Source organism: Paenibacillus oryzisoli, from assembly GCF_050467285.1.
Taxonomy (GTDB): domain Bacteria; phylum Bacillota; class Bacilli; order Paenibacillales; family NBRC-103111; genus Paenibacillus_E; species Paenibacillus_E oryzisoli_A.
Window position 1 is genome coordinate 340363 of the sequence record NZ_JBCMUN010000012.1, and the last position, 21982, is coordinate 362344.

A 21982-nucleotide genomic window follows, 5' to 3' on the forward strand; every position below is an offset into this window, starting at 1 on the left:
CGAAAGGAAGGAGTGGGATGATGAATGGAAGCAGCGTTATTTGCGAATGGCTACCGAGCTGAACAGGCAGAGTTCATTTGTTTTAAATGGAATGGCAAGCATGCAAATGATTTCATAGATGACAACCTAGCATTCAGACGTGAAGTTATCCAATACATCGAAGCGAATCAATACGAGGGAGTTTGTGGTGTTTTATTAAAAGATCTTGTAGTTGCAGAAGCGCAGTACTCGAAGGAAGCCTGGGGAATTTATCGCAATTACCCTGCTTTAGCGAAGAGCTTGATTAGATCAACGGGCACGGTATATTTGGATGATTTTTTCCAAGCTGCGTTCATGTGTTTTGATACTCATTGCGCAACTCTAAGTATCGACTTTTCAACTGTCGAGTATGAGACATGCCTTCAAGAGCTGCTAGCAAGAAAAGCAACAGCTGCTGAGGGAATGAAGGAAGTATACGAAAAGGGACTCGAACTGTTTTCCGAATATAAAGCCAGACATTCTAATCCGCTTCCCGACCCGGAAACTTGCGTGGTAAAGCCTACCTTTATCGAGAGAGTCAAGAGAAGGATGTTTAAAAAATAATATTTGTTCAATAAAAAGTATAAGTCATTATCAGCCAATTTATATTCGTCTAATTTCCATTTTTGTGAAATAATCTTTATGTACGATGCAGATTATTAAAAATGTGAGGCGATATGGATGACTCTTCACGATACTTTTAGGTTCGGGGCTCATGCAATCCTATTTAATTCCGAAGATCAAGTGCTGCTGCTCAAGCGGACATACGGCGATAAAGGGTGGGGCCTTCCTGGCGGAAGTGTCGAACCGGGAGAAACCATTCATGAGGCACTGTATCGAGAATGTCGTGAAGAACTCGGTATAGAGGTTCAAGAAGCAGTGTTAACAGGGTTTTATTATCATAGCAAACAAAATGCACAAGTCGCCATATTTCGCTGTTCGATTCCTGAGGCTGCAGAAATTAAGCTTAGTTTTGAACACTCTGAATATAAATGGATGCCATTATCGGAATTGAGCGAGGTTCAACGAAGAAGGGCTTTGGATGCACTGGAATACCAACAAGGACACGTAGTTAGTCGTGCATTTTAGTGTGCGATATGTTCTCGAAGAAAACATCGAAACCATTAAAAGGAATCCACCGAAAGGAGCACCACCATGAAACTGATCGACCTGAGCGTGCCGCTCAGCCCGCGTATCCGCGAGCCGCTGCCGGCGAAGATTGAGTATTTATCCCACGAGGACGGGGCGCGGCAAGCGGCGCAAGTGCTGGGCTTGAAGGCAGAGGATTTTCCGGAGAGCAAGGCGTGGGCGACCGAGAGCGTTACGCTGAACACGCATGCGGGGACGCATGTTGATGCGCCGTATCACTATTGGCCGACTTCGGAGGGCCAGCCTGCGAGAACGATCGACGAGATGCCGCTCGAGTGGTTTTACTCGGATGGCGTTGTGCTGGATTTCAGCGGAAAGCCGCCGGGCTATGAGCTGACTACTGCGGATTTGCAAAGGGAGCTGGCTCGGATCGGGTACACGCTCAAGCCGCTGGACATCGTACTGATCCGAAGCGACGCGGATAAAAGGCTCTACCACGAGCACTACGCCTTCCTCCATGTTGGCGTTTCCGCCGAGGCGACCGTGTGGCTGCTCGATCAGGGCATCAAAGTCGTCGGTACTGACGGCTGGGGCTGGGACATCCCACTGAACTTGCAGGCTGAGGCGTATAAAAAAGACCCGAAAGACGGCGTCCTCTGGGCTGCACACTACGTTGGCAAGGATCGGGAATACTGCCAGATCGAGAAGCTGGCGAACCTGGATCAAATCCCTCAGCCGTTCGGCTTCAAAGTCGCATGCTTCCCGGTCAAAGTAGAAAAAGCAAGCGCCGGCTGGGCCCGCCCGGTGGCGATTGTGGAGGGGTAAGTTGCGGAATTTTGCCTATATGATTACGGTTCTATTTCTAGGCCTCGGTATGTTCACCCAAGGTTACTTATATGAACTAAATTATTTGTTCGCCGGTATGGGGCTGCTTGCTGCTGCAGTGGTGCTAACTTTGAAGCAGCGGCAGTTGCGTCTTCATCTTGGCCATTTCTTGCTTGGAGGGCTTGTTCTTTTGTATTGGCTCAGCCTGCTTGTCGCTGTCGATAAGGAGAAAGCTGTTCTTGAAGCTGTGAGAATGACAGCAATGTTACCTTTTGCATTGATCAGCACTACACTTTCCAAAGATCAGATGCAGCGGATATTTCGCTGGTTTCCGTATGCAGGGGCTGTCGTTGCTGGAGTCGGGATTGCTGGCGGCCTTTACAGGCAAGGGCGTCTGGAATCTACAATCGGTTATGCGAATGCACTTGCTGTCTGCCTGCTAGTCTGTTTACTGATGACGCTGCTATTTTATGTCAGTGAAGGCCGTAAGCGTGATTTCGTATGTATGATCATCCAATCGGCGGGACTGCTGCTGACGTTATCGCGGTCGGTCTGGGTGCTCTGGGCTTTGTCGCTAGGCTGCCTGCTGTTCATCAAAGAATTCAGAAGCAAGGGGCTATTGTTGAAAATAGGCGCGGCTCATCTAACAGGCTATTTGTTAGCGGCTATAGTGAAAGGGAATTTCCTCTTCTTCTGGTCGCGCTTGCAAACGATTCAACCGACAACCTCGGAGTTTCGGTTGAGGCTCGTATATTGGAAAGATGCATTGGCGATGCTGATCGATCATCTATGGCTTGGCGCTGGAGGCGGCGGATGGAGTGTTTTGCAGGCATACTATCAATCGGAGCCGTACTATGTCCGGTTCGTTCATAACCATTACTTGCAGCTTGCTGTTGATGTCGGTCTGCCGGGTGCCCTGTTGTTTGGGGGCATCGTACTTTTATTTTATGTAAAAAGCAGCCGTTGGCTGCTGTCAACAAAGCCCACTGCCTCCGCATGGGCTGACTTTTGGCCGAAAGGGCTGATGCTCATAGGCACGGTAATGCTGCTGCATGCCGGGTTTGATTTTGATTTCAGCTTCGTGCTTGTTATTGCGCTGCTATGGCTGTTGATCGAACGTGTGATGGCAGAGACTCCTGTTGAAAAGATATGGCCTGTCAAGTTTAAGGCAATCGCAACAAGCCTGCTGTCAGCGGGATTGGTCGTGCTGCTTGCATGTACAGGCTGGCTGGCTGTTGGAAAAGCCATGCAAACCAAAGCTCAGAATGAAGCTGCAGCAGGAGAACTGGAAACAGCCCTGCATCATACAGCTAAGGCTCAGAAAATGATGCCATGGGCAGCTTCCACGTATTACGACATGGCTAAGATTTATGTACAGTTAGGAAATCAAACCAAGGATCCGAGCCAGTATCAGAGCGCGCTTATACAAATCGAACAGGCTGTAAGCAGAGTCCCTCAAGAAGAACTCTATCGAACGTTAGAAATTGAATTACGCAAGTCTTTCAAAATGTAATATATATTTTATTGTTTCTTTATCAAAGGGTGCTATAATGACATCTGGATATTTAACAGCATTAACTAAAAGGGGGGGCTCAGGAGCATGCACGCACGGAAACATGTTTTCCGCAAAATCGGACTTGGGTTAATTGTGGTAATGATGCTTCAAATTTTGTTGCCGACGATTTCGTATGCATTTCCCGGATTTTTTATGTATACGGCCGATGATGGGAAATTAAGGGGCTATGTCTATGTGAAGGATCCGACGCAAGTGTCGGTTGATATTACGAGCAACGGCGGATCGGTAACGAAGATTACTTATGGGGCGGTTAAGGACAAGCTTCGCATATCTGAATTCGGGTATTGGGGTTATGATGTTACCAATACACAGTTTAAGGATGTTAACTTTAACGGGGTTGACTTTCCCCCTGGTCCGGCTCCTAAGTCGATTGTTGCCTCAGATGGTTCGCATATACAGACTTTTCGATCGGAAACAGATCAAGAGGGGAACGTCAGGTATTTTAGCGACGATATGAAACTGGGTTATTATCGGATTGAAGCGAAAGAATACATATCTTCAGTTTCTGCCGGATCATTTCTGCGGACTAATAAGAAGCTTGTCAGTTTTGTTCCAGCAATAAGTAATTCCGATGCGCTACAGCTGTACTTACCCGAAGTTGATAACAATTCACCGATCGACTTCAGTAAGCTGGCATTATCCGATTTTGTACTAAAAGATGTCACAGGCGGTACAGAAGTAAGTTTAGCCTCACTGAATAAAGAAGAGGGATATGCCAATCTTGCACAGCAACCGATGAGTTATCTGAACAGAGTGATTACGTTGGAATCTTCGCAAGCCTTTATTGCGGGCCATCAATACGAGATCATTCTTTCGTCTAACAGCAGTGGTAATGAAATCAAATTACCCGTGGAAGGTACGTATTCATTTAAAATTATTCTAGGCGGCATTGTTCAAGACGGCACTCGCAATTCTTTTGAAGGACGAAGTGAAGCGGATTTTGAGAATGTTTTTATTGGCGCTAATCCTGCGGTAATTGCTACTCCGTCTATCATGTTTATTGGACAAGAGTCAGAATTCAAGCTGCTTAATCGATACATGGATGGCTCTACGAAAGAAATCGAGGATTATGACATTCTAGCAATGACTTATTCAAATCCGGCTCAAAAAGCCATATCTTTCGATCCTGTGACGAAAAAAATTAAAGCATTGAATATTGGTCAAGCCGCATTCGTCATCATTTCAAATGGATATACAGATACCTTCACAATTAATGTTTCTAGCGGTTCGTCTGGAGCCAGCTGCGGCGGAAGTCTTTACAGTGTCCAGTTTGAGGATCAGAATCCGGTCCGAGGGCAAATCGATCCAAAAGTATCGTGGTATACGAGTCCAATTAACAATTATACCGGATACGTTGTTGCTTTCTCTGATATTAAAGGAGCGCAGGTTGGAGCACCAACCAACGTAAACAAAAACGAGGCTCAGTATCAAAAATATGAATTGGATCTCTCCAGCGGCCAATTGCCGCAAGGTGCAGTTTATGTGGATGTTTTCCCTAAAGACGCTTCAGGTCAGATAGGCTCCGAGTTGTGGCGTTCGCAAGTCGTTGATTCGACAAGCGGCAGCACAGTCGATACATCAGGAAATGCCAGTATTCCTGCGCCTGCGCTCAGTCATGCAAATTTTACAGATCAAGACACTGTACTAGGCAGTATCACTGGCAGTATCGTATGGTACGATGCGTCCACCAATGCATCTCCTGCTACTTCCTACAGTCTTTATTTTGTCGATAAGAATAATCAAAAGTTGAAACCTATAGCAGAAATTCCAAAGCAGAACCTTACACTACTCTATCAAGGGTTTAACCTTCCTAGCTATCAAGTTACGTTGCCTGCTGGAACTGTTATGCCAATTGGCGCACAGAGAATTGGTGTATTCGGTAAAAATGCACAAGGGGAAAGCAGTCAAGGTAGTTTCATCGATTTGTGGGATGTGACGTCTGGAACGGTGATGGATACGCAGTTCACAGACACAGACAATCGCGCAGATCATATTAACGGACAACTAAGTTGGTCGCCAACGGTTAACGAAAGTAATATTATGGGGTACAAAGTTAAGCTTCTTGACAGCAGTCTTGAGCAAATTGGTGATGATTTTGCCTACGTACCGAAAGGTGGAGGTACGTACAATCTAGCCATGAGTGAAGATCAGATCCCTGCCGAGGCGAAATTGATTAGGATCTATGCCGAACAGCCTGGCATTCATCCTAATGATGATGGGCCTATTTTAGAAATTCACAATTTTACAATTGCCGACAATATCTTGGGTGAACCGGCAGCAATGCTTACTGTAGATCAGCAAATTCCAAAAGTCATCCAAATTATGTATCAAGATTTCGATGGAGACGCAGGTGAAATCGGCAGTGGCTATTTTATGGTGACTCAAGATTACATGGCCACAGTTAGTTCATCGGTTTCACGTTATGAAGTTTATTTTGTAAATGATCAATTGCAAAAGATCCAACCTATTTTAAGAGTCCCTTATAATAGGGGGATCTATAACCTCAATATTCCAATGAATACGAAAATTCCAACCGGTGCAACCAAGCTTGCTGTGTACAGCGTCGGAGCAACAGGAGAGAGTTTGCCTGCTGTCGTGGATATTGGGGACCGTGTCTACAGTCCGTCCTTGCGCGCAGATCAAATTAGCATCACGAATAATAAGTCAGGCACCGCCGATACGATTGTCATTTCTGGCCTGCAGTCCTATGACTATATTGGCGTTTATCGTGATGCTGGATCACTTCGTCCATTTATTTCCGGTATTGTACAAGATGGTGGAACAAGTCTGTCTCTTAGTGTGGATCAACTTGGTACAGATCAAGGAACACTTTATTTTACGCTGGGGCGTGGAAATACGGTGGAAAGCCTAAAAACATCCAAAACGTACGACAAGGAAGCTTCCGGTGGAGGCGGGGGTGGAGGAGGAGGCGGTGGCGGACCGATGGGCGCACCGGAATCCTTCAAATGGAACATCGTCAACCAAAACGGTTCCATCCGAATCGCCTCGGAAATGACAGAAGATCAGTTTAAGAAGCTGGCGGAGGATCAAGTCAAAGCCGGCAAAAAAGATCTGCAGGTAGATCTGACTACAAACGCGGATGGCTACGATTTCCAAATCAACGCCGGTTTTATCCGGGATTTGAAGGACAAATCTGCGGACACTGTTCTGGTTGTGAATACCCCGCTAGGAACTGCCAGCATTCCTGTTTCGGTCCTTCAAGGCGCCGTGAAGGCAAATGACGGAACGTATCAAATGAATGTGAAGGTTACAATCAATCAAGTGCCTGTCGGTGTGCAAACCGATGTGGAACAAGCGATAAAGCTTAATGGCGGAACAAATATAGGTAAAGCTCTTACTTACGAACTATCTCTCGTTCAGGGGGATAAGACAGTGAAGGACGTAGATACGTTTACACAGTATGTGGGGCATACGATTGTACTGCCGAAGGATTTCAAGCTTCCGGAAGGTGAGAAGCTAAGCGGTGCTGTATGGGATCCTGCGACGAAAGAACTCGTTTCCGTACCGTTGACGTTTACCCCAGCCAAGGACGGAAAGCCAGCTTCTGCAACTTTATGGAGAAAAGGAAACTCGATCTACACGCTGTATACGGCGAAGAAGCAGTTTAGCGATGTGGCGGAGGATTACTTTGCGAAAGCGGATGTTGAATCGCTGGCGTCCAGCCGAATCATTCAAGGTTTTGAGGATGGCACATTCCGGGCGGATGCAAGTGTAACACGCGCCGAGTTCGCTGCTATGCTAGTTCGTGGGCTCGGCTTGAAAACAGCGGGCAGCACGGCTGACGTCTTCTCTGATGTCGCATCCCATGACTGGTTCAGTCCGTCCGTGTATACAGCGGTGCAAAACGGCCTGCTCAGCGGCTACGAAGACGGCACGTTCCGGCCTGCGCAAAGCATTACGCACCAAGAAGCGATAACGATGGTGAGCAATGCGCTGAAAGCAGTGAACGCCGTGAATCAGGTGGACGCGGCGGATACTGAACGCTACCTGCCAAGAATGCAGGAGCTATCCCTCATTGTCGACGACTGGGCGACGGAATCCGTGGTGCTGGCGCTAAAAAGAAGTATTCTGAGCGCTAATCTTGGATTTGCTTTTGAAAAATCAGCCCCGACGACCCGTGGGGAAACGGCCCTGTTGTTGAACAGGCTGTTGCAGAATGCCAACTGGCCTGTGAATTAAATCAAAACGCCTTCACTCCTTTCCGAGTGAGGGCGTTTTTGGTTAATACAACACCCGCCACAGGTAAAACGTGGCGTAGGCCTCCCAGCCCGCCCACCCCTCCGCCATCCGGCGGATCTCGGGGAGGGTGGGCTTTTCGCTGCGCTGCAGCACATGCTTCAGCGCGTTGTGGAGGCCGACGTCCGCGAGCGGAAACGCGGACGGCCAGCGCAGACAGCGCATCAGCACGTAATTGGCCGTCCACGGGCCAATGCCTCGTATGCGCAGCAGGGTCTGTTCCATCTGCGGGTAGTCGCGCAGCGACAGCAGATGCTCTTTGCTTAGCGCGCCATCCGCCATCAGGGCGGCGACGCCGATCAGGTAATCGGCTTTGGAGCGGGTAAACTGCAAAGCCGTCAGGTCTTCCGGTGCCAGCGCAGCGATGCGCTCCGGCGTCGGGAACGCCCAGAACGTGCGGCCCTCCCAGGTCAGCGAGGTGCCGAATTGCTCGACCAGCCGCCTTTTGAGCGTATAGGCGAAGGGCAGGTTGATCTGCTGCCCGATGATGCCCCAGCTCAGCGCCTCGAAAAGATCGGGAATACCCATGAGCCGAAGGCCATGGAAGGAATCGGCCACAGGCTCCAGAATCGGATCGCGTGCTGCCATAGCATAGAACGGCGACAAGTCGGTGCCGAGATCGAACCACGCCCACACGTAGTGGGCGATCGCTGCGCGAGTTTCCGCGGATTGCGCTCCTTCGGACGGCTCGATGAGGCGGATGTGTAGAGCGGTATCATCGGCGGCGGTTTCCAAGGCGATCAGGACGTTCTGCCCCGCCACAGGCAGCAGCTTGTAAATCGCGCCGTCCTGGATGTGATACAGGCACTCGTTCGTGGAACGCTGCAAGTAGTCCAGATTATGCGCGTAGCGAAACGGTTGGGGAAGCGGTACGATCAGCATGCGCTCGGCTTCGCGCCACACGAGCTGCTCGGACGGAAGCGGTTGAAAGTGAAGCATGAACAGCGCTCCTTTTTATTAAGTAGAATGGTTCCATTATGACAGAGTAAGGCTTTTGTAATCTTGCTTTCTCATCTTGCAGGGCTTACGCCGGCTCCCGAATTTGGGTATACTGTGCGTACAGAATGATGACGCGGAGAGGGGCAAGCGGTATGCAGGAGCAATACTGGCAAGCGGTTGAAAATAATGACGCATCCTATGACGGGACGTTTTATTACGCGGTGACGACGACCGGCATTTTCTGCCGGCCGTCCTGTAAGTCCAGAGTGCCGAAGCGGGAGCATGTCCGGTTTTTCTCCGATCGGCAGAGCGCGTTGGCGGCGGAGTTCCGCCCCTGCAAACGGTGCCGGCCTGACGGCCTCCGGCTGCCGGATGAGGAATGGGCGGCGGAGCTGGCGCGGTACATCGACGAGCACTATGCGGAGCCGCTGACGCTGGGGGTGTTGGCGGAACGCTTTTACGCGAGCCCCTCGCACCTGCAGCGCACGTTCAAAAAGATCAAAGGCATCTCGCCGCTCCTCTACCTGCAGGACGTGCGGGTGGAGGCGGCCAAAAGGGCGCTGCTGGCGGCAGATATGCCTGTGAACCGGGTCGGGGCGCAGGTGGGGATGGCGAATGCGGCTCATTTTGCCACCGTTTTTCATAAGAAAACAGGCGTTACGCCGACAGAATATCGATCAAACACGCACCCTAACGATACGCGATCGATCGCGGGGATGCAAGAAAGAGGAGGCGACCGGGGATGACGACCGTGTATTGGAGCCTGGGACGTTTAGGGGACGAGCAGCTGATGGTGGCGGCAACGGAGCAAGGCCTTTGTTACGTACAGTATCTGCAGCAAAAGGAAATGAAAGCCAGCGAGGAAGAGGCGCTGTCCGCCCTGAAGGCGTGGGGGCAAAGCAAGCTGAACGAACCCGTCTGGCATCACGATCCCAGCCAATTGAAGCCGTATTTGGATGAGCTTGAAGCGTATGGCGGCGGAGGGCGAGGGGTGTTCACGCTGCCGCTCGACATGCGCGGAACGGCTTTTCAGATGAAGGTCTGGCAGGCGCTGCAAGCGATCCCCTACGGCGTTACGGCGACCTATTCGGATGTGGCTGCAAAGCTCGACCGAACGAGCGCTGTACGTGCTGTAGGCACGGCAATCGGCGCCAACCCCGTGCTCATCGCGGTGCCCTGCCACCGGGTCGTCGGGAAGGACGGCTCGCTCACCGGTTATCGCGGCGGACTGGCAAACAAAGCGAAGCTGCTCCGGCTGGAGGGGGCGGCGGTCGGAGTGAACGGCTGACGAGCAACGACGAGTTCGGGAAGACGAAGCTTCAGGAGGAGGTGCGTTCATGCACGTACATGTCAGGCAAAAGGAAGCGAAATCCGTGCTGACCAAAGCCAGCGGCTTTTTGGAAGGGTACACGCATACGCTGAATCCGTATTCGGGCTGCAGTTTCGCCTGCTCGTACTGCTACGTGCGGCAGATGCCGGTCGCACTGTTTCACAGCGGCGAGGCGTGGGGCAGCTGGGTCGACGTGAAGTCGAACGCCCCCGAGCTGCTGGAGAAAGAGCTGGTTCGGGCGAAACGGCGCGGGCCTGTGACGATTTTTTGTTCGTCGGCGACGGATCCGTACCAGCCGGCGGAAGCCAAGGAGCGAATTACCCGTTCGCTCCTTGAAGTCATGTCCGGCGATCCCGCTCTGCAGCCGGACTTTTTGTTCTTGCAGACCCGCAGCCCGCTCGTGACGCGGGATGCGGATCTGCTGGCGAGGCTCGGCGACCGCGTGCGCGTGAGCCTCACGGTGGAGACGGACCGCGAGGACGTCCGCCGCGCGTTTACCCCGGCCGCGCCGCCTGTGCAGGCGCGGCTCCGGGCCCTCCGCGAGCTGACGGCTCGCGGCATTCCCGTGCAGGCCACGATTGCGCCTGTGCTGCCCAGCTCGGCTGATTTCGCCGAGCGGCTGGCCGGCATCGTGGATCGGGTATGCATCGACGACTATTTCATGGGCGATGGCAGCGGGGGTAGACGCACGGAGCGCATCGGCGTGCGGGCGATCTACGATGCGATGGGGCTGTCCGACTGGTACAGTCGGGAGGCGTATCGGCGCGTATACGAACAGCTCCTGCGGCATTTTCCGCAGGAGCGGGTGTTTGTGAGTCAGGCGGGCTTCCTTCCGTAACGGTTGGCCATAGCGGCTATTTAGGTCTAATTGAGTCATTTCGAAACGTAACGGTCGTCACAGAGCCTATTTGCCTAAATTTCAGCGAATCGACCTCGTTTGGGCAATATAGCCGCTATCGCAACCGTTACAAGCTGGAAATCGGCTTTTTCGCTAGAATAAGCGCTATGGCAACTGTTAATCTTGGATGCACGGCGGCTTTCTTCACGGCTTGGGCAGATTTTTGATCCGTTCGGAAATCGCGATCGCAACTTGCAGCATGATTTTGGATGAGCCCAAATTCAACCCCTCACACAACTTTCCCCCGCCTTCATACGTCAATTGGTTATCACGACCACAGGTAAAGGGGATGGTTCCCATCCGAAAATCGAGCGATCTTTATTCCGCGAGTTTGTCCATTTTTGCATTGATGCTTTTGCTCGCGGCGTGCGGCGATGCGCCGTCGGAAGAAGGGGCGCCAAAGCCTAGCGGTACGCCCGCGGCGCAAACCGCAAGCGTGTCGCCGACGAGCACGCCTGGCACGTCACCGACGCCGCAACCGACGGCGGGTCCAAAAGCCTCTGGCGGTGCATCGCCAGCGGTGTCGGAGCCTTCGCCCGCTGCAGCGAGTGCATCGCCTGGGACTGCTCCCACCAGCTCCGCCTCATCAACAACGCTGCCCGACCGAGCGCAGTTTCTGGCGATTATCCGTAAGCTGGAGCGAACGAATCTCGAAATCATGGCCGTCGCCGAGCAAAAGGCCTTGAAGCAGCCAGCGCCGACCTTTGCCCAGCTGAAGGGGGAGCTGCTGAACTACAACAGCGAGCAGGCGCTTCAGCATTGGGAGACGATGTACGAGAAAGACCCGGGCTGGATTATGGAGCCGCAGGGGCTTGTTTTTGCAGGCGAGCATGCGATGCTGGCGTCCAGTTTTACCGTCGAACCTCAATCTGACAGCAAGGTGCTGCTGCATTTTAAGACATTCGGTAACATCTCGTACACCCGCGCCCACCAAGTCGATTATACCTTAGTCCGGGGAGGAAACGGAGATTGGATCATCGATGCGCTTCATGTCTCTACGTTGTTAAACGGCTTTAGTCGAGAAGAAGCGATTGAGGCGGCGAAGACCGAATTTGGCAGGAGCGTGATCCTTGAAAAGGAAGACGAGACGTACTATTATTTGAAAGTCGGTCAGAGTGAAAACGAAAGGTACGTGTTTCACAAAAAAGACGGCTACACGGACCTGGCACCCTCCACTTAGTGGATTGGCGGCGCCACATTCAACCGGTCGCGAAGCCGCTGCTTGAACTCTTTTGGCGAGCACTGGTTATGACGCTTGAACAGCTTGTAGAATTGGGCGATATTCGTAATCCCAACTTCGTAACTGACTTCCATAATGCTGAGGTCTCTTGTAAGCAGGAGGCGCTCGGCTTTTTTAATCCGTTTATAATTTACGTAATCAATGAATGACATCCCCATAATTTTCTTAAAATACTTAATGAAATAATGATAGCTCAGATTCATCAAGGTGCAGACTTCGTCTACGGTGATGCGGTCGGCGAGATGCTCGTCAATGTAGGTCAGGGCGGGACGCAGCCGGGTGATGCTCTCGTCCTCCGTCAGTTGGGAGAGATCGCGCGTGTCGTTGCGCAGCAAGAGCAGGAGCAGTTGTTTGATCGCGGCGCTGATCGCGAGTTCGTAGCCGAACGTTTTAGCCTGCGATTCCTCGTAGATCTGGATGACAAGGTCGTAGGCCGCTTTGCGTACGTCAGGCTTGGCCCGAAACAGCTCGTTGAAGGGCTCCAGCGAATGGGTCAGCTCTGAGAAAAAGTGCAAATACGACAGCGTGCTCACGTCAAAATGCTGCGTAAGATCAATTTGAAAAACGATTTGCCGCAGGGGTACGGGCGAATTTTTGTGCGTACGGTGCGGCTGCGAGGAGCCGAGCATGAGAACGTCGCCGGCTTTCATGACGGTGTAGGCGGACTTCGTTTGGATGCCCAGCTCTCCCTGGCAGACAATTAGGAACTCAACCTGCTTATGGGAGTGCCAATGCCAAGGATCCGGAAAGCCATAATGGGCGTTGTCGTGGGTGATTTCCCAAATTTTTAGAAAAAGGAGCGGGTTCTGATAGATGACTTCTTCATTGCGAATCGGGGCAAGCGGCGCTAAAGGGAGCGGCATATGCATCGCTCGATCACCTCGCTGTATCGTAGAGTAGGGCAAATTTGTATAAGAATGAAATTGCGGTTTATAAGGAAAATACTCCACCCAGTATATCATTGTTTGAGAGGGATAGACACTTTTGGATAAGAAATAGACAGGATCTCGCCTTTATTTCAAGGGACCGAGCCACTATACTCAGAATTAATACCACGCATCTGAATGCGCTGCCAATGGAGGGAATCAATCAATGAGTCAGAAGCTGAAAGTTACGGTCTGGAACGAATATCGGCATGAAAAAGAAAACGAGAAAGTGCGCGCGGCATATCCGCAAGGCATCCACACGGCCATCGGGGAAGGCATCAACGGGGATGTTGAAGTGACTTATGCGACATTGGACGATCCTGAGCACGGTCTGAGCGAGGAAGTGCTGAATAACACCGATGTGCTGATCTGGTGGGGACACAAGGCGCATGGCGAAGTACAGGACGAGATCGTCACACGCGTGCAAAAACGTGTATGGCAAGGCATGGGCCTCATCGTGCTGCATTCGGGGCATTTTTCGAAAGTGTTCAAGACGCTCATGGGCACGTCCTGTGATTTGAAATGGCGTGAAGCCGATGAGAAGGAACGCCTCTGGGTTGTGGCGCCTGGCCATCCGATCGTGGAAGGCATTGGCGAGTACATCCAGCTTGAAGAGGAAGAGATGTACGGGGAGCATTTTGACATTCCACAGCCGGATGAGCTGGTCATGGTCTCCTGGTTCGAGGGCGGCGAAGTGTTCCGCAGCGGCTGCACGTTCCACCGCGGCAACGGCAAAATCTTCTATTTCCGTCCGGGTCACGAGACGTATCCGACCTACTACAATCCGCAAATCCGCCGCGTGATCTCGAATGCTGTGCACTGGGCGGCACCGACGAAGCGCGAAGTACCGATATACGGCAACCACAAGCCGCTCGAAACGATTCAGCCGAAGGTGAAGGCATAGGCCAGCAGCTGAACTGAAGAAATTCCAGCTCATAAAATATAAGCGTGGTTAACTACTTTTATTGGATGCATTTCCTCACGGAATGTCCAAATCGAGGTGGTGAACCACGCTTATTTGTTCGTGGAGCCATCAAAATGAGGCCTCTCCTAAGAGATACAAGCGGTTTGACATACAAATTGTGCTAGCTATTGAAAACTTTTCTAAAGAACCGATATAGGGGAGAGGAAACATATGTAAATCCAAAATGTTCCTTAAAAAAGAGAGGGGTTAAAGGCATGTTGAATCGGAAGAAAATCGTTGGATGGATTGGATTGTCTGTTGTTTTGTTGCTCGTCGCTACGGGGTGCGGAAAAGAAAAAACAGACGAAGAAAAGTTGGCAGAAGCTTTTAAAAATGTCATGGAGAATGCGGCCCAACAGTCGAATGCTCCTGCCAAACAAGAGACGGTGGAGTCCAAGTTAAGTCAAATCAACTCGTTTATGACGGTAAACTTTTGGAACGAAGGTTTTGTCAACATCAGTTGGTATACAGGCGAGGGTACCGGCAGCACTGGCGAAAAGATTGATATCGATCTGATCATCGATCGTCTGGGCAAAGCCATGGAGAAGAAGGCGGAGTATGATACGTATATGAAGGGACTGGATGCAAAATACGATACGATTAAGCCAGTATGGACCAAATTATCGAGTGAGACGGACAAGTTGTACAAGCAACTCAAGGACAACAAGCCCCAAGCCAAGGACAAGAAATATGCATTCGATACAGGTTTGTTCAAGCAGTACAGTCAGGCTTTCGGGGATGACGTCAATGCTTTGAATAAAAAATAATTTCCTATAGTCTGCTGCAACAAATAAGCTGGTATCCTGCACAAAACAGGGGCCAGCTTATTCTGCGTTGTGAGTAGGAATGCGTACGCAAAGTCGCGACAAGAATGTACCAGTAAAATGTGGTAAGAAGCTAAATATGAACCCGTAAATGTAGTGATTACGGGATGGTTTGAAACTTCTTTCATCCCTAGAATGAAAGGGCAGGCTTGACTGCAATCGCTTTCATTGGTGTTTGCTGGTGCCGCCTGACAATTTCATTGCGGAGGCAGGAGAGGACGATGTTGAAAAAGGGGCTGGCATTTGGGCTGGTTGCAGCTATGTTGATTGGGCTGTGGCCGTTTGGGCAACCGGGGATGTCTGTTGCTGAGGCGGCGCCTGGCGATGTGGACAGTGAAAAACAGCATTATTACATTATTCCGCGCAACTTTATTTCTTTTGGCTCGTGGACGTTGACTGGAGAGTATGTGACCGGACGGGCGACGGCGTCCATGCCGGGAGAGGGGAACGGAGATGAAGGGGAACGGAGATGAAGGGGAACCGGCGGTGGCCAAGGTGAACATTCAATCCGGCGGCCAATACAGGCTGTGGGTGCGGGATCGGGATTATGCCACCAATCAGCCAGGTACAAGAACTTTTCAGACAAGTGTGGACGGCCAGCGGTTGAGCCGTACATTCGGCGCTCATGGGCAGGAAGGTTTTCGCTGGAGCGACGGAGGAGTATTTTCGTTGGATGCCGGTATGCATGAATTGGCCCTTCATGATACATCCGGCTTCTACGCCAGATGTGAAGGCTTCTTCTTAACCAAGGATCTTTCGCTTGTGCCGCCTGAAAACCTGGACGAACTGAGGCAGTTGGCTGAGCCCGAAGATCCGTTTTCCTTTCTGCCTGACGCCAACTTTCCGCAGTGGGCGTTAGCGGCAGACATGGCGGCCGAAGAGACGGCTGTGATCGAAAATGAAAAGTTTAAAATTGTATTTTACCGCGGACAGGGGGAAAACGGGCCCCTGGTGCAGAATGAAATTTTTATTCATGAGGAGGGGCAGTGGGTACAGGTCAAAACCAGGACGGAGGAGTTAGGGTTTCTGATGATGGCCGCATCCGGCAGCGAGCTTGTCGGGCAAACCGGAGAGTTTGCCCAGTTCAAGCAGGAATTGAAGGTGGGTGAAGATACGGTCAATATGGTGGTGGATGACTTTTTCCGCACAGGCATGCCGGTATGGTTCATACCGAGCGGCTTCGAACAGGCGAGTCCAAGCAGAATTGACCTCCAATTCCCGAATACGGAGGCCGACTTGAAGGTGAGCATCGAATTCGACGATTTAAGCGACGATCCCAAGGTGACCCTGGATGCGGAATTTGAAGAGGACGGCGCGTACTCCTTCCTGCTGTTTAACGGCAATGAGACGGCATATGAGGACTATGAAACCGTAACTGCTCCGCTGCTCTATGTCAAAAAGACGGTTCCCGAGTCTCCGGCGGTTATTCCGGAAGCTTATCTGTTCACGCCGATGGGGACGCTTCATTATGCGGAAGGAAACGAACGGTTTCAGGGAAAAGAAATGACGGCGGGGATTGTGATGGACCCAACATCCGTGCCGCAGGATTTTGCATACCCGGATACCTCGTCGTTCGGATTGGTTCTGCGGGGGCCGGAGGGCAACGTAAGACCCCAGTTTACAGCACCGATGTTCGGCACGGAGCACAGTCTGTTTGAAGCGGGAGACCGCTATGCGGTATCGTATCGGATTCTATATAAACAAGGCTCCTGGTATGATACCTTCCGACATGTCAGTGAAGATTTGTTCCAGGTAAGGGATTTGCGGACCAATTATTTTCACTCGTTGAACGAAGCGATTTATAACGCCACTGACCTGATGATGGATGACGATTACGGAGGCTGGGATCCGGTCAACATGGCCCATTACAATATGGAAGAGCAGGATATGACCACCTTATCTAACGGCATGTCGGCCTTGCAGCGGTATTTGCTGACGGAGGACGAGAGCATATTGGAACGACGCGCCGTGCCTACGCTTGCCTTTATGCTGAGCCGTCTGAAGCAGCATTTCAAAATAACCGACAGCAAGGGTGGCGCCAGCTATTCCAGCGTACTGCCTACGCCCATCGGCGGACCTGTCCAGTTCTATCCGGCCCATGTGTACGGCGGATTGTACGAGATGACTCAGGGGAGAATGCCGTTTCTGCTGGACCATGCGCTGGATGTCTCCTCCCAGCAGGCCAACCTGACAGGGATTGCGGATCAGGCCAGCCTATACAAATACACCGACGATCCGCAATATCTGGATAATCTCGTAGAGCTTGCTGATCGCTATCTGGCCAATAATCCGAATACGGGTGTCAACCGCGAAACCCAGTTTCTAGGTAGTTTCATATTCAGCGATTATACTTTGATGGTGACAGCGTTTATTGCCGCCTATGAGGCGACGGGAGAACAGCGTTATCTGGATGCGGCCGAGCAAAGTGCCCAACTGCTGCTGACCGGGCTTTGGAACACCGGCTATCACGATCAATACGCGGAAACGGATTATACGGTTACCCAGGAGAAGACAGGTCCACGCCTGCTGAATGCCGAGAAATATTCATTCTGGTGGCACGGCGACAAACAGTGGCGTCTCGGCAATGTGGACGGCGAAGCCAAGCCGGCCCAGGAGCTGGACCTTCCGCTGGAGACGGAAACGGCTCCCGGCTGGCTGGGGGCACGGGTCGGAATGGGCACCGAGCATATGGTAACTCCGGGACACGGCAATGTCATCACGATGAACAACTGGGCCGGCATGTTATCCAAGCTTTCCGCCTATACCGGCGATCCCTTCTTCTACACGATGGCGCGCAATGCGATGATCGGCCGCTTCGGCAACTATCCCGGTTACTACCAGGACCGCATCATTTTTCATCAGATGAAGGAGAATTACCCGTATACCGGACCTGACTATACATCGATCTACTGGCACCATATCCCGATCTTTATCAGCATGCTGGAGGACTTTCTGATCAACAGCACCTGGGTCAAATCGGAGCAGCACATTTCATTCCCGTCGCTGTATCAATCGGGGTATGCCTATTTTGCGTCCAACCAGTACGGCCATGCGCCAGGAACCTTCTACGATGAGGAGGGAATGTGGCTGTGGCTTGACCGGGACATTATCGTGCCGGATTCGAAGGAAATCAATTACATCGCCGCCCGCAAAGACGGCGTCCTGGGTCTTGCGCTCATGAACGAGGGCAACGAGCCGCTTCAAACCTCGGTTCACCTGGGCCATAAGGCCAATCCCGATTATACGGGGATGGCCACCGTTTATGACGCGGACGGCAGCACGTCAACCGTCAGCATTGTCAACGGCTCCTTCCTGATCGACATACCGGCAAAAGGAATCAAATCCGTTGTCATCAAGCAACTGACAGGTGTGCGCACGCCGGCATTTGCGAACCCGGATTTTGATTACTCCAATTATACGGAGGGCAATACCAGCGAGCATATACGCGGAAAAGGGCATGTGATTCAGGTTGCCCCCGATCATTATTACGCTTATGTGTATGTATCAGATATGAACAGCACGACCCAAAAGGTTACGCTGAACTATACGATCGGCGATGTGTCTTATACAAAGGAGAAGGTCGGTTACCCTTATGAATTTTTGATCAAGGTGGACAATCCCGGCGAGATATTCCGTTACGAGATATCAGCCGAGAAAACCAGCGGCTCCATAGAGGCGTTGGGCGGAGGGGAATTGAAGCCCTATGATTTTGCCCATCCGGGAATCACGGAAAAAGCGAAAGAGCTTGGGCCCAATCTGGAGTTGGATACCAAGGCGCTGCGCAGCGGCATGAGTCCTTCAACCGGAACGCTCCGGTTTGTTGTGCCCGTAGAGGACTTTTACCCGATGCTCCCTGCAGCGGACGGACTGAAAGGGATGAACATAACGGGAACGCTGACGAATAAGACGGATGGCTCGGTCAAGCGGCTGATCAGTGAAATTGTGTCCAGCGAAGTCAATGCCGGTGTCGATACGGGGACACTGACACTGGTCGTCAAACCTACCGTGTCCGTGCCGTTGGCAGCATACACCGATCATGACGTGAGACTGGCCGTCACCGTTCCCGGCAACCGGGTGCTGGCCTACAATCCGCTTCCGGTTACAGTAACATTGGCCGGTATGGCTTCCAGCCGGAACGAAATCCGGCTGGTGGTGTCCCAGTCCGATTTCCCGCAGCCGTTGACGGAAAACCAGTTAAGCGGTCTGAAAATCAGCGGAACGTTAACGAGTCAGTCGGATCAGTCTGTCCTGCAGCTGGACTCCGTTATCAGAGGCAACGAAATCCGTTCCAACGGGACTACCGTGCTGGTGGTTGAACCAACGCCGGAAGTGCCGCTGAAGGAATACAAGTACTATGATTTCGACATTGCCGTCGAATATCCGGCATTCTGGAGTCCGCTTCCGATCAATGAGCCGGTTGACGCAACCGTGTCCCAAGCAGGCATGAGCCCTTCGCAGAAGGTGCTCCGGCTTGTGGTGCCAAATGCAGAACTGCCATTTGATCCGGCCAATGACAGTCTGAACGGCTTACGTGTAGCCGGAGAAATCCGCAACCGGAGCACCGGAGAAGTGCTTGGCTTGAACAGCTTTATCCTGGATACGGAAGCGGCCAGCGGCAACAGGACCATACTTGTCATTCCCCCCACTTCTACTGTGCCACTCAAGGAGTACAAGGTGGCCGATTATGAAATCACGCTGACGGTGTATCCCCATGTTGCCGGCGCGTGGAATCAGAAGGCCGGGCGCAGCGGCGACTGGAAATATGAGCTTAATGCGGCGAAGGATGCGGCAACGATTGTCGGCTATACGGGGCTGGGCAACGTTGTCATTCCGGACACACTCGCCGGATACCCGGTAACCGCCATCGGCGCGTCAGCCTTCCAGAACAAAGAGATCAAAAGTGTGTCCATTCCCGACAGTGTCGCAACAGTCGGCCATTCAGCATTTCGCGGCAATCAGCTGACTGATGTGACCATTCCGGCCGGTGTGGAACGGCTTGACGACGCCAGCTTCCGCTATAATAAGCTGGAGCATGTTGTGGTGGCGGGGATGGAAACGGCGTTTGACCGTATGCCATTCGCTCTGAATGCGGCGGGATTGACGATTTACGGTTATCCGGGTTCCACGGCCGAGCAGCATGCGGAGATACATCAATATCCTTTCACTGTAATTCTGCCGGTAGAGCCCATATTGCAGCCGGACGGCATGGAGAGATGGACTAAGACGGCAACGGTTGATGTGACGGCTGCAAACGGAGGTACGGCTATCGCGGGAGTCTGGTCGCAAACGGAAGAGACGCCGGGAGACAGCGAAGAATGGACGGTTCTCTCCCCGGGAGAGCAATTCGAGCTTGCCGGAGCGGACGGCATCTGGTACTTGCACGTACGCGCAGAGGATGCGGCGGGTTTGCGGTATCACAAACGTTCGCAGCCTTTCCGGCTGGACAATACGCCGCCGGACCTCACGGTGGATACGCTCCTTGACAACGGGGAGGTGTACGGCGGCGAATGGACGGCCCACACAGTTGTTGCCAGCGTATATGCCACCGATGGGGCAAGCGGGCTGACCTCCATCCAGGTATCGGAGGATGGCGGGGAAAGCTGGTTAACCCTCGACAACGAAGGCATCTTTCCTTTGGAGGAGAGCGGTTATTATCCACTGCTGTTCCGGGCCTCCGATGAACTCGGCAACATGACGGAAGTGCGGCGCACGGTCAGAATAAGCAAAAGCGGGCTGAAGTTGACCGCCTCGCTGACCGCTGACAACGGATCAGCCTACGTCCCTGGGGAATGGAGCAGACTGCCGGTCACGGCAAGCGTATATGCGGAAAACAGGTTTGGATCGACGGTCACTTCCGTTACTTATGTGATTGACGGTCAGGACATCTGGCATACTTATGAGACTCCTCTGCTCATCGCCAGGGAAGGCATCTCTACTTTATGGTTCCGTGTGGAGGATGAAACGGGAGAGTGGCTTGCAGAGCCGTTTGAAATTCGGTTGGATATGATTTCTCCGATCATTGAATTCCAGCCGGATGGAGCGGAAGCTGAAGGAACCACTGCATCCACCAGGATTTTGGTCCGCGATGATGGATCTGGAGTGGATGAGGCCAGCTTGGCCTATGTATGGATGGCCGCGGAGGCGGAGCCCGGAAACGATGCTGAATGGAAGAATTTCGGCATTTCCGATGAGATTGCCTTGCATGGCGCAGAAGGGGATTGGTACTTGTTTGTCCACGCCACCGATTCGGCGGGAAATGAAACCGTCATGCGTTCGAACCGCTTCCGACTGTACACTCCGGATATCGAAACTCCTCCCGTTTCTTCGCCGGAAGATATGGAAGTCCCTGAACCGGAAGGGAATGGAGGCAAAGGGGAAGATAAGGAGTCTGTTGACGGGAAACCCGCCGATGTCGAGGAACTTGCAGAGACCAGCAAAGCTCTGGTATTCACCGATGTAGCGGGACATTGGTCAGAAGCCGTGATCAAAGAGCTGGCGGCTAAAGGAATTATCCGCGGCTATCCCGACGGCAGCATGCGGCCGGATCAAAGCATGACGAGGGCTGAATTCATATCTTTGCTGGTTCGGGTGCTCGGAGTTGAACCGGGAGAAAATGCAGAATTTGCTGATATGACAGGGCATTGGGCAAGTCCGGAGGTAGACGCTGCCCGTCGTCTGGGATGGATTGACGGAACAAGCGAGGGCAGTTTCTCCCCTGATGCATGGATCACACGCGAACAGATGACGGTCTTTCTGACACGGGCCGTTCAACTGCTGGCAACCTACAATAGATCCGCAACTTTTGGCGATATGGACAGCGTTGCTCCGTGGGCCCGTGAGGCCGTGTCTGCAGCGGCGGAGAGCGGAATCATCGGCGGGTATCCCGACGGCAGCTTCCGTCCCGAACAGCCAGCTACCCGCGCTGAAGCTACAGCTGTTCTTGTCAGAATACTTCGTTTGCCTGGCGTCCCAGCTGCCTGATAAGAATATATAAAATTTCCAAAGCTTAAACAGGCCTCCGGTTTGACCGGACGGCCTGTTTAATATAGGTTGAATTTGAATCCCTAAAAGTAAAATTTGTTGTCTTGTCGTGCAG

General features: G+C 52.1%; 15 protein-coding genes. 13 read left to right on the forward strand and 2 right to left on the reverse strand.

Annotated features, from left to right (window positions below; translation table 11 throughout):
* Positions 1-24: 24 nt before the first annotated feature.
* The 5 genes from ABE504_RS21815 (at position 25) to ABE504_RS21835 (ending at position 7708) form a co-directional block, all read left to right on the forward strand.
* A complete protein-coding gene (locus tag ABE504_RS21815) occupies positions 25-582 on the forward strand; it encodes a hypothetical protein (RefSeq protein ID WP_430092598.1) in 558 nt (185 codons plus the stop codon).
* Positions 583-699: 117 nt separating this feature from the next.
* Positions 700-1107 (forward strand): NUDIX hydrolase, encoded by a 408-nt coding sequence (locus ABE504_RS21820; protein WP_430092600.1) that lies wholly within the window; start codon positions 700-702, stop codon positions 1105-1107.
* Positions 1108-1173: 66 nt separating this feature from the next.
* Positions 1174-1932, forward strand: a complete 759-nt coding sequence (locus tag ABE504_RS21825; RefSeq protein WP_430092602.1) for a cyclase family protein — start codon at positions 1174-1176, stop codon at positions 1930-1932.
* A 1-nt stretch (position 1933) separates the two neighbouring features.
* Positions 1934-3445 carry an O-antigen ligase family protein gene (locus ABE504_RS21830; RefSeq protein ID WP_430092604.1) on the forward strand — a complete coding sequence of 504 codons (1512 nt, stop codon included), beginning with the start codon at positions 1934-1936 and terminating at the stop codon, positions 3443-3445.
* 87 nt (positions 3446-3532) lie between these two features.
* On the forward strand, positions 3533-7708 hold the full coding sequence (locus tag ABE504_RS21835; RefSeq protein ID WP_430092606.1) for an S-layer homology domain-containing protein: 4176 nt from the start codon (positions 3533-3535) through the stop codon (positions 7706-7708).
* A gap of 42 nt (positions 7709-7750) precedes the next feature.
* Here the strand turns inward: ABE504_RS21835 and ABE504_RS21840 are convergent, their stop codons facing one another.
* On the reverse strand, positions 7751-8668 hold the full coding sequence (locus ABE504_RS21840; protein WP_430092790.1) for a DNA-3-methyladenine glycosylase family protein: 918 nt from the start codon (positions 8666-8668) through the stop codon (positions 7751-7753).
* 188 nt (positions 8669-8856) lie between these two features.
* Here ABE504_RS21840 and ABE504_RS21845 point away from each other — a divergent pair, with 188 nt between their 5' ends.
* The 4 genes from ABE504_RS21845 to ABE504_RS21860 all read left to right on the forward strand — a co-directional run bounded on the left by ABE504_RS21845 (position 8857) and on the right by ABE504_RS21860 (position 12112).
* Positions 8857-9450, forward strand: a complete 594-nt coding sequence (locus ABE504_RS21845; protein ID WP_430092607.1) for a bifunctional transcriptional activator/DNA repair enzyme AdaA — start codon at positions 8857-8859, stop codon at positions 9448-9450.
* Positions 9447-9992, forward strand: coding sequence for a methylated-DNA--[protein]-cysteine S-methyltransferase (locus ABE504_RS21850; RefSeq protein ID WP_430092609.1), 546 nt, complete (start codon positions 9447-9449; stop codon positions 9990-9992). The genes ABE504_RS21845 and ABE504_RS21850 overlap by 4 nt, the downstream gene beginning before the upstream one ends.
* A 49-nt stretch (positions 9993-10041) precedes the next feature.
* Positions 10042-10872: an SPL family radical SAM protein gene (locus ABE504_RS21855; RefSeq protein WP_430092611.1), complete on the forward strand. Its 831-nt coding sequence runs from the start codon at positions 10042-10044 to the stop codon at positions 10870-10872.
* 349 nt (positions 10873-11221) lie between these two features.
* Complete coding sequence (locus ABE504_RS21860) at positions 11222-12112, forward strand: hypothetical protein (protein WP_430092613.1); 891 nt, start codon at positions 11222-11224, stop codon at positions 12110-12112.
* On the opposite strand, the gene ABE504_RS21865 is transcribed toward ABE504_RS21860, so the two are convergent.
* On the reverse strand, positions 12109-13035 hold the full coding sequence (locus ABE504_RS21865; RefSeq protein WP_430092792.1) for a helix-turn-helix domain-containing protein: 927 nt from the start codon (positions 13033-13035) through the stop codon (positions 12109-12111). The genes ABE504_RS21860 and ABE504_RS21865 overlap by 4 nt on opposite strands.
* Before the next feature lie 229 nt (positions 13036-13264).
* Between ABE504_RS21865 and ABE504_RS21870 the strand changes: the two genes are divergently transcribed.
* The 4 genes from ABE504_RS21870 to ABE504_RS21885 all read left to right on the forward strand — a co-directional run bounded on the left by ABE504_RS21870 (position 13265) and on the right by ABE504_RS21885 (position 21867).
* Entirely contained in the window at positions 13265-14002 is a 738-nt protein-coding gene (locus tag ABE504_RS21870; protein WP_430092614.1) for a ThuA domain-containing protein, read from the forward strand.
* A 275-nt stretch (positions 14003-14277) separates the two neighbouring features.
* Positions 14278-14829 carry a hypothetical protein gene (locus ABE504_RS21875; protein WP_430092616.1) on the forward strand — a complete coding sequence of 184 codons (552 nt, stop codon included), beginning with the start codon at positions 14278-14280 and terminating at the stop codon, positions 14827-14829.
* Between the two features lie 278 nt (positions 14830-15107).
* A complete protein-coding gene (locus ABE504_RS21880; protein ID WP_430092618.1) occupies positions 15108-15359 on the forward strand; it encodes a hypothetical protein in 252 nt (83 codons plus the stop codon).
* Entirely contained in the window at positions 15340-21867 is a 6528-nt protein-coding gene (locus ABE504_RS21885) for an S-layer homology domain-containing protein (protein WP_430092620.1), read from the forward strand. Before ABE504_RS21880 ends, ABE504_RS21885 begins: the two co-directional genes overlap by 20 nt.
* The last annotated feature ends 115 nt before the right edge of the window (positions 21868-21982 follow it).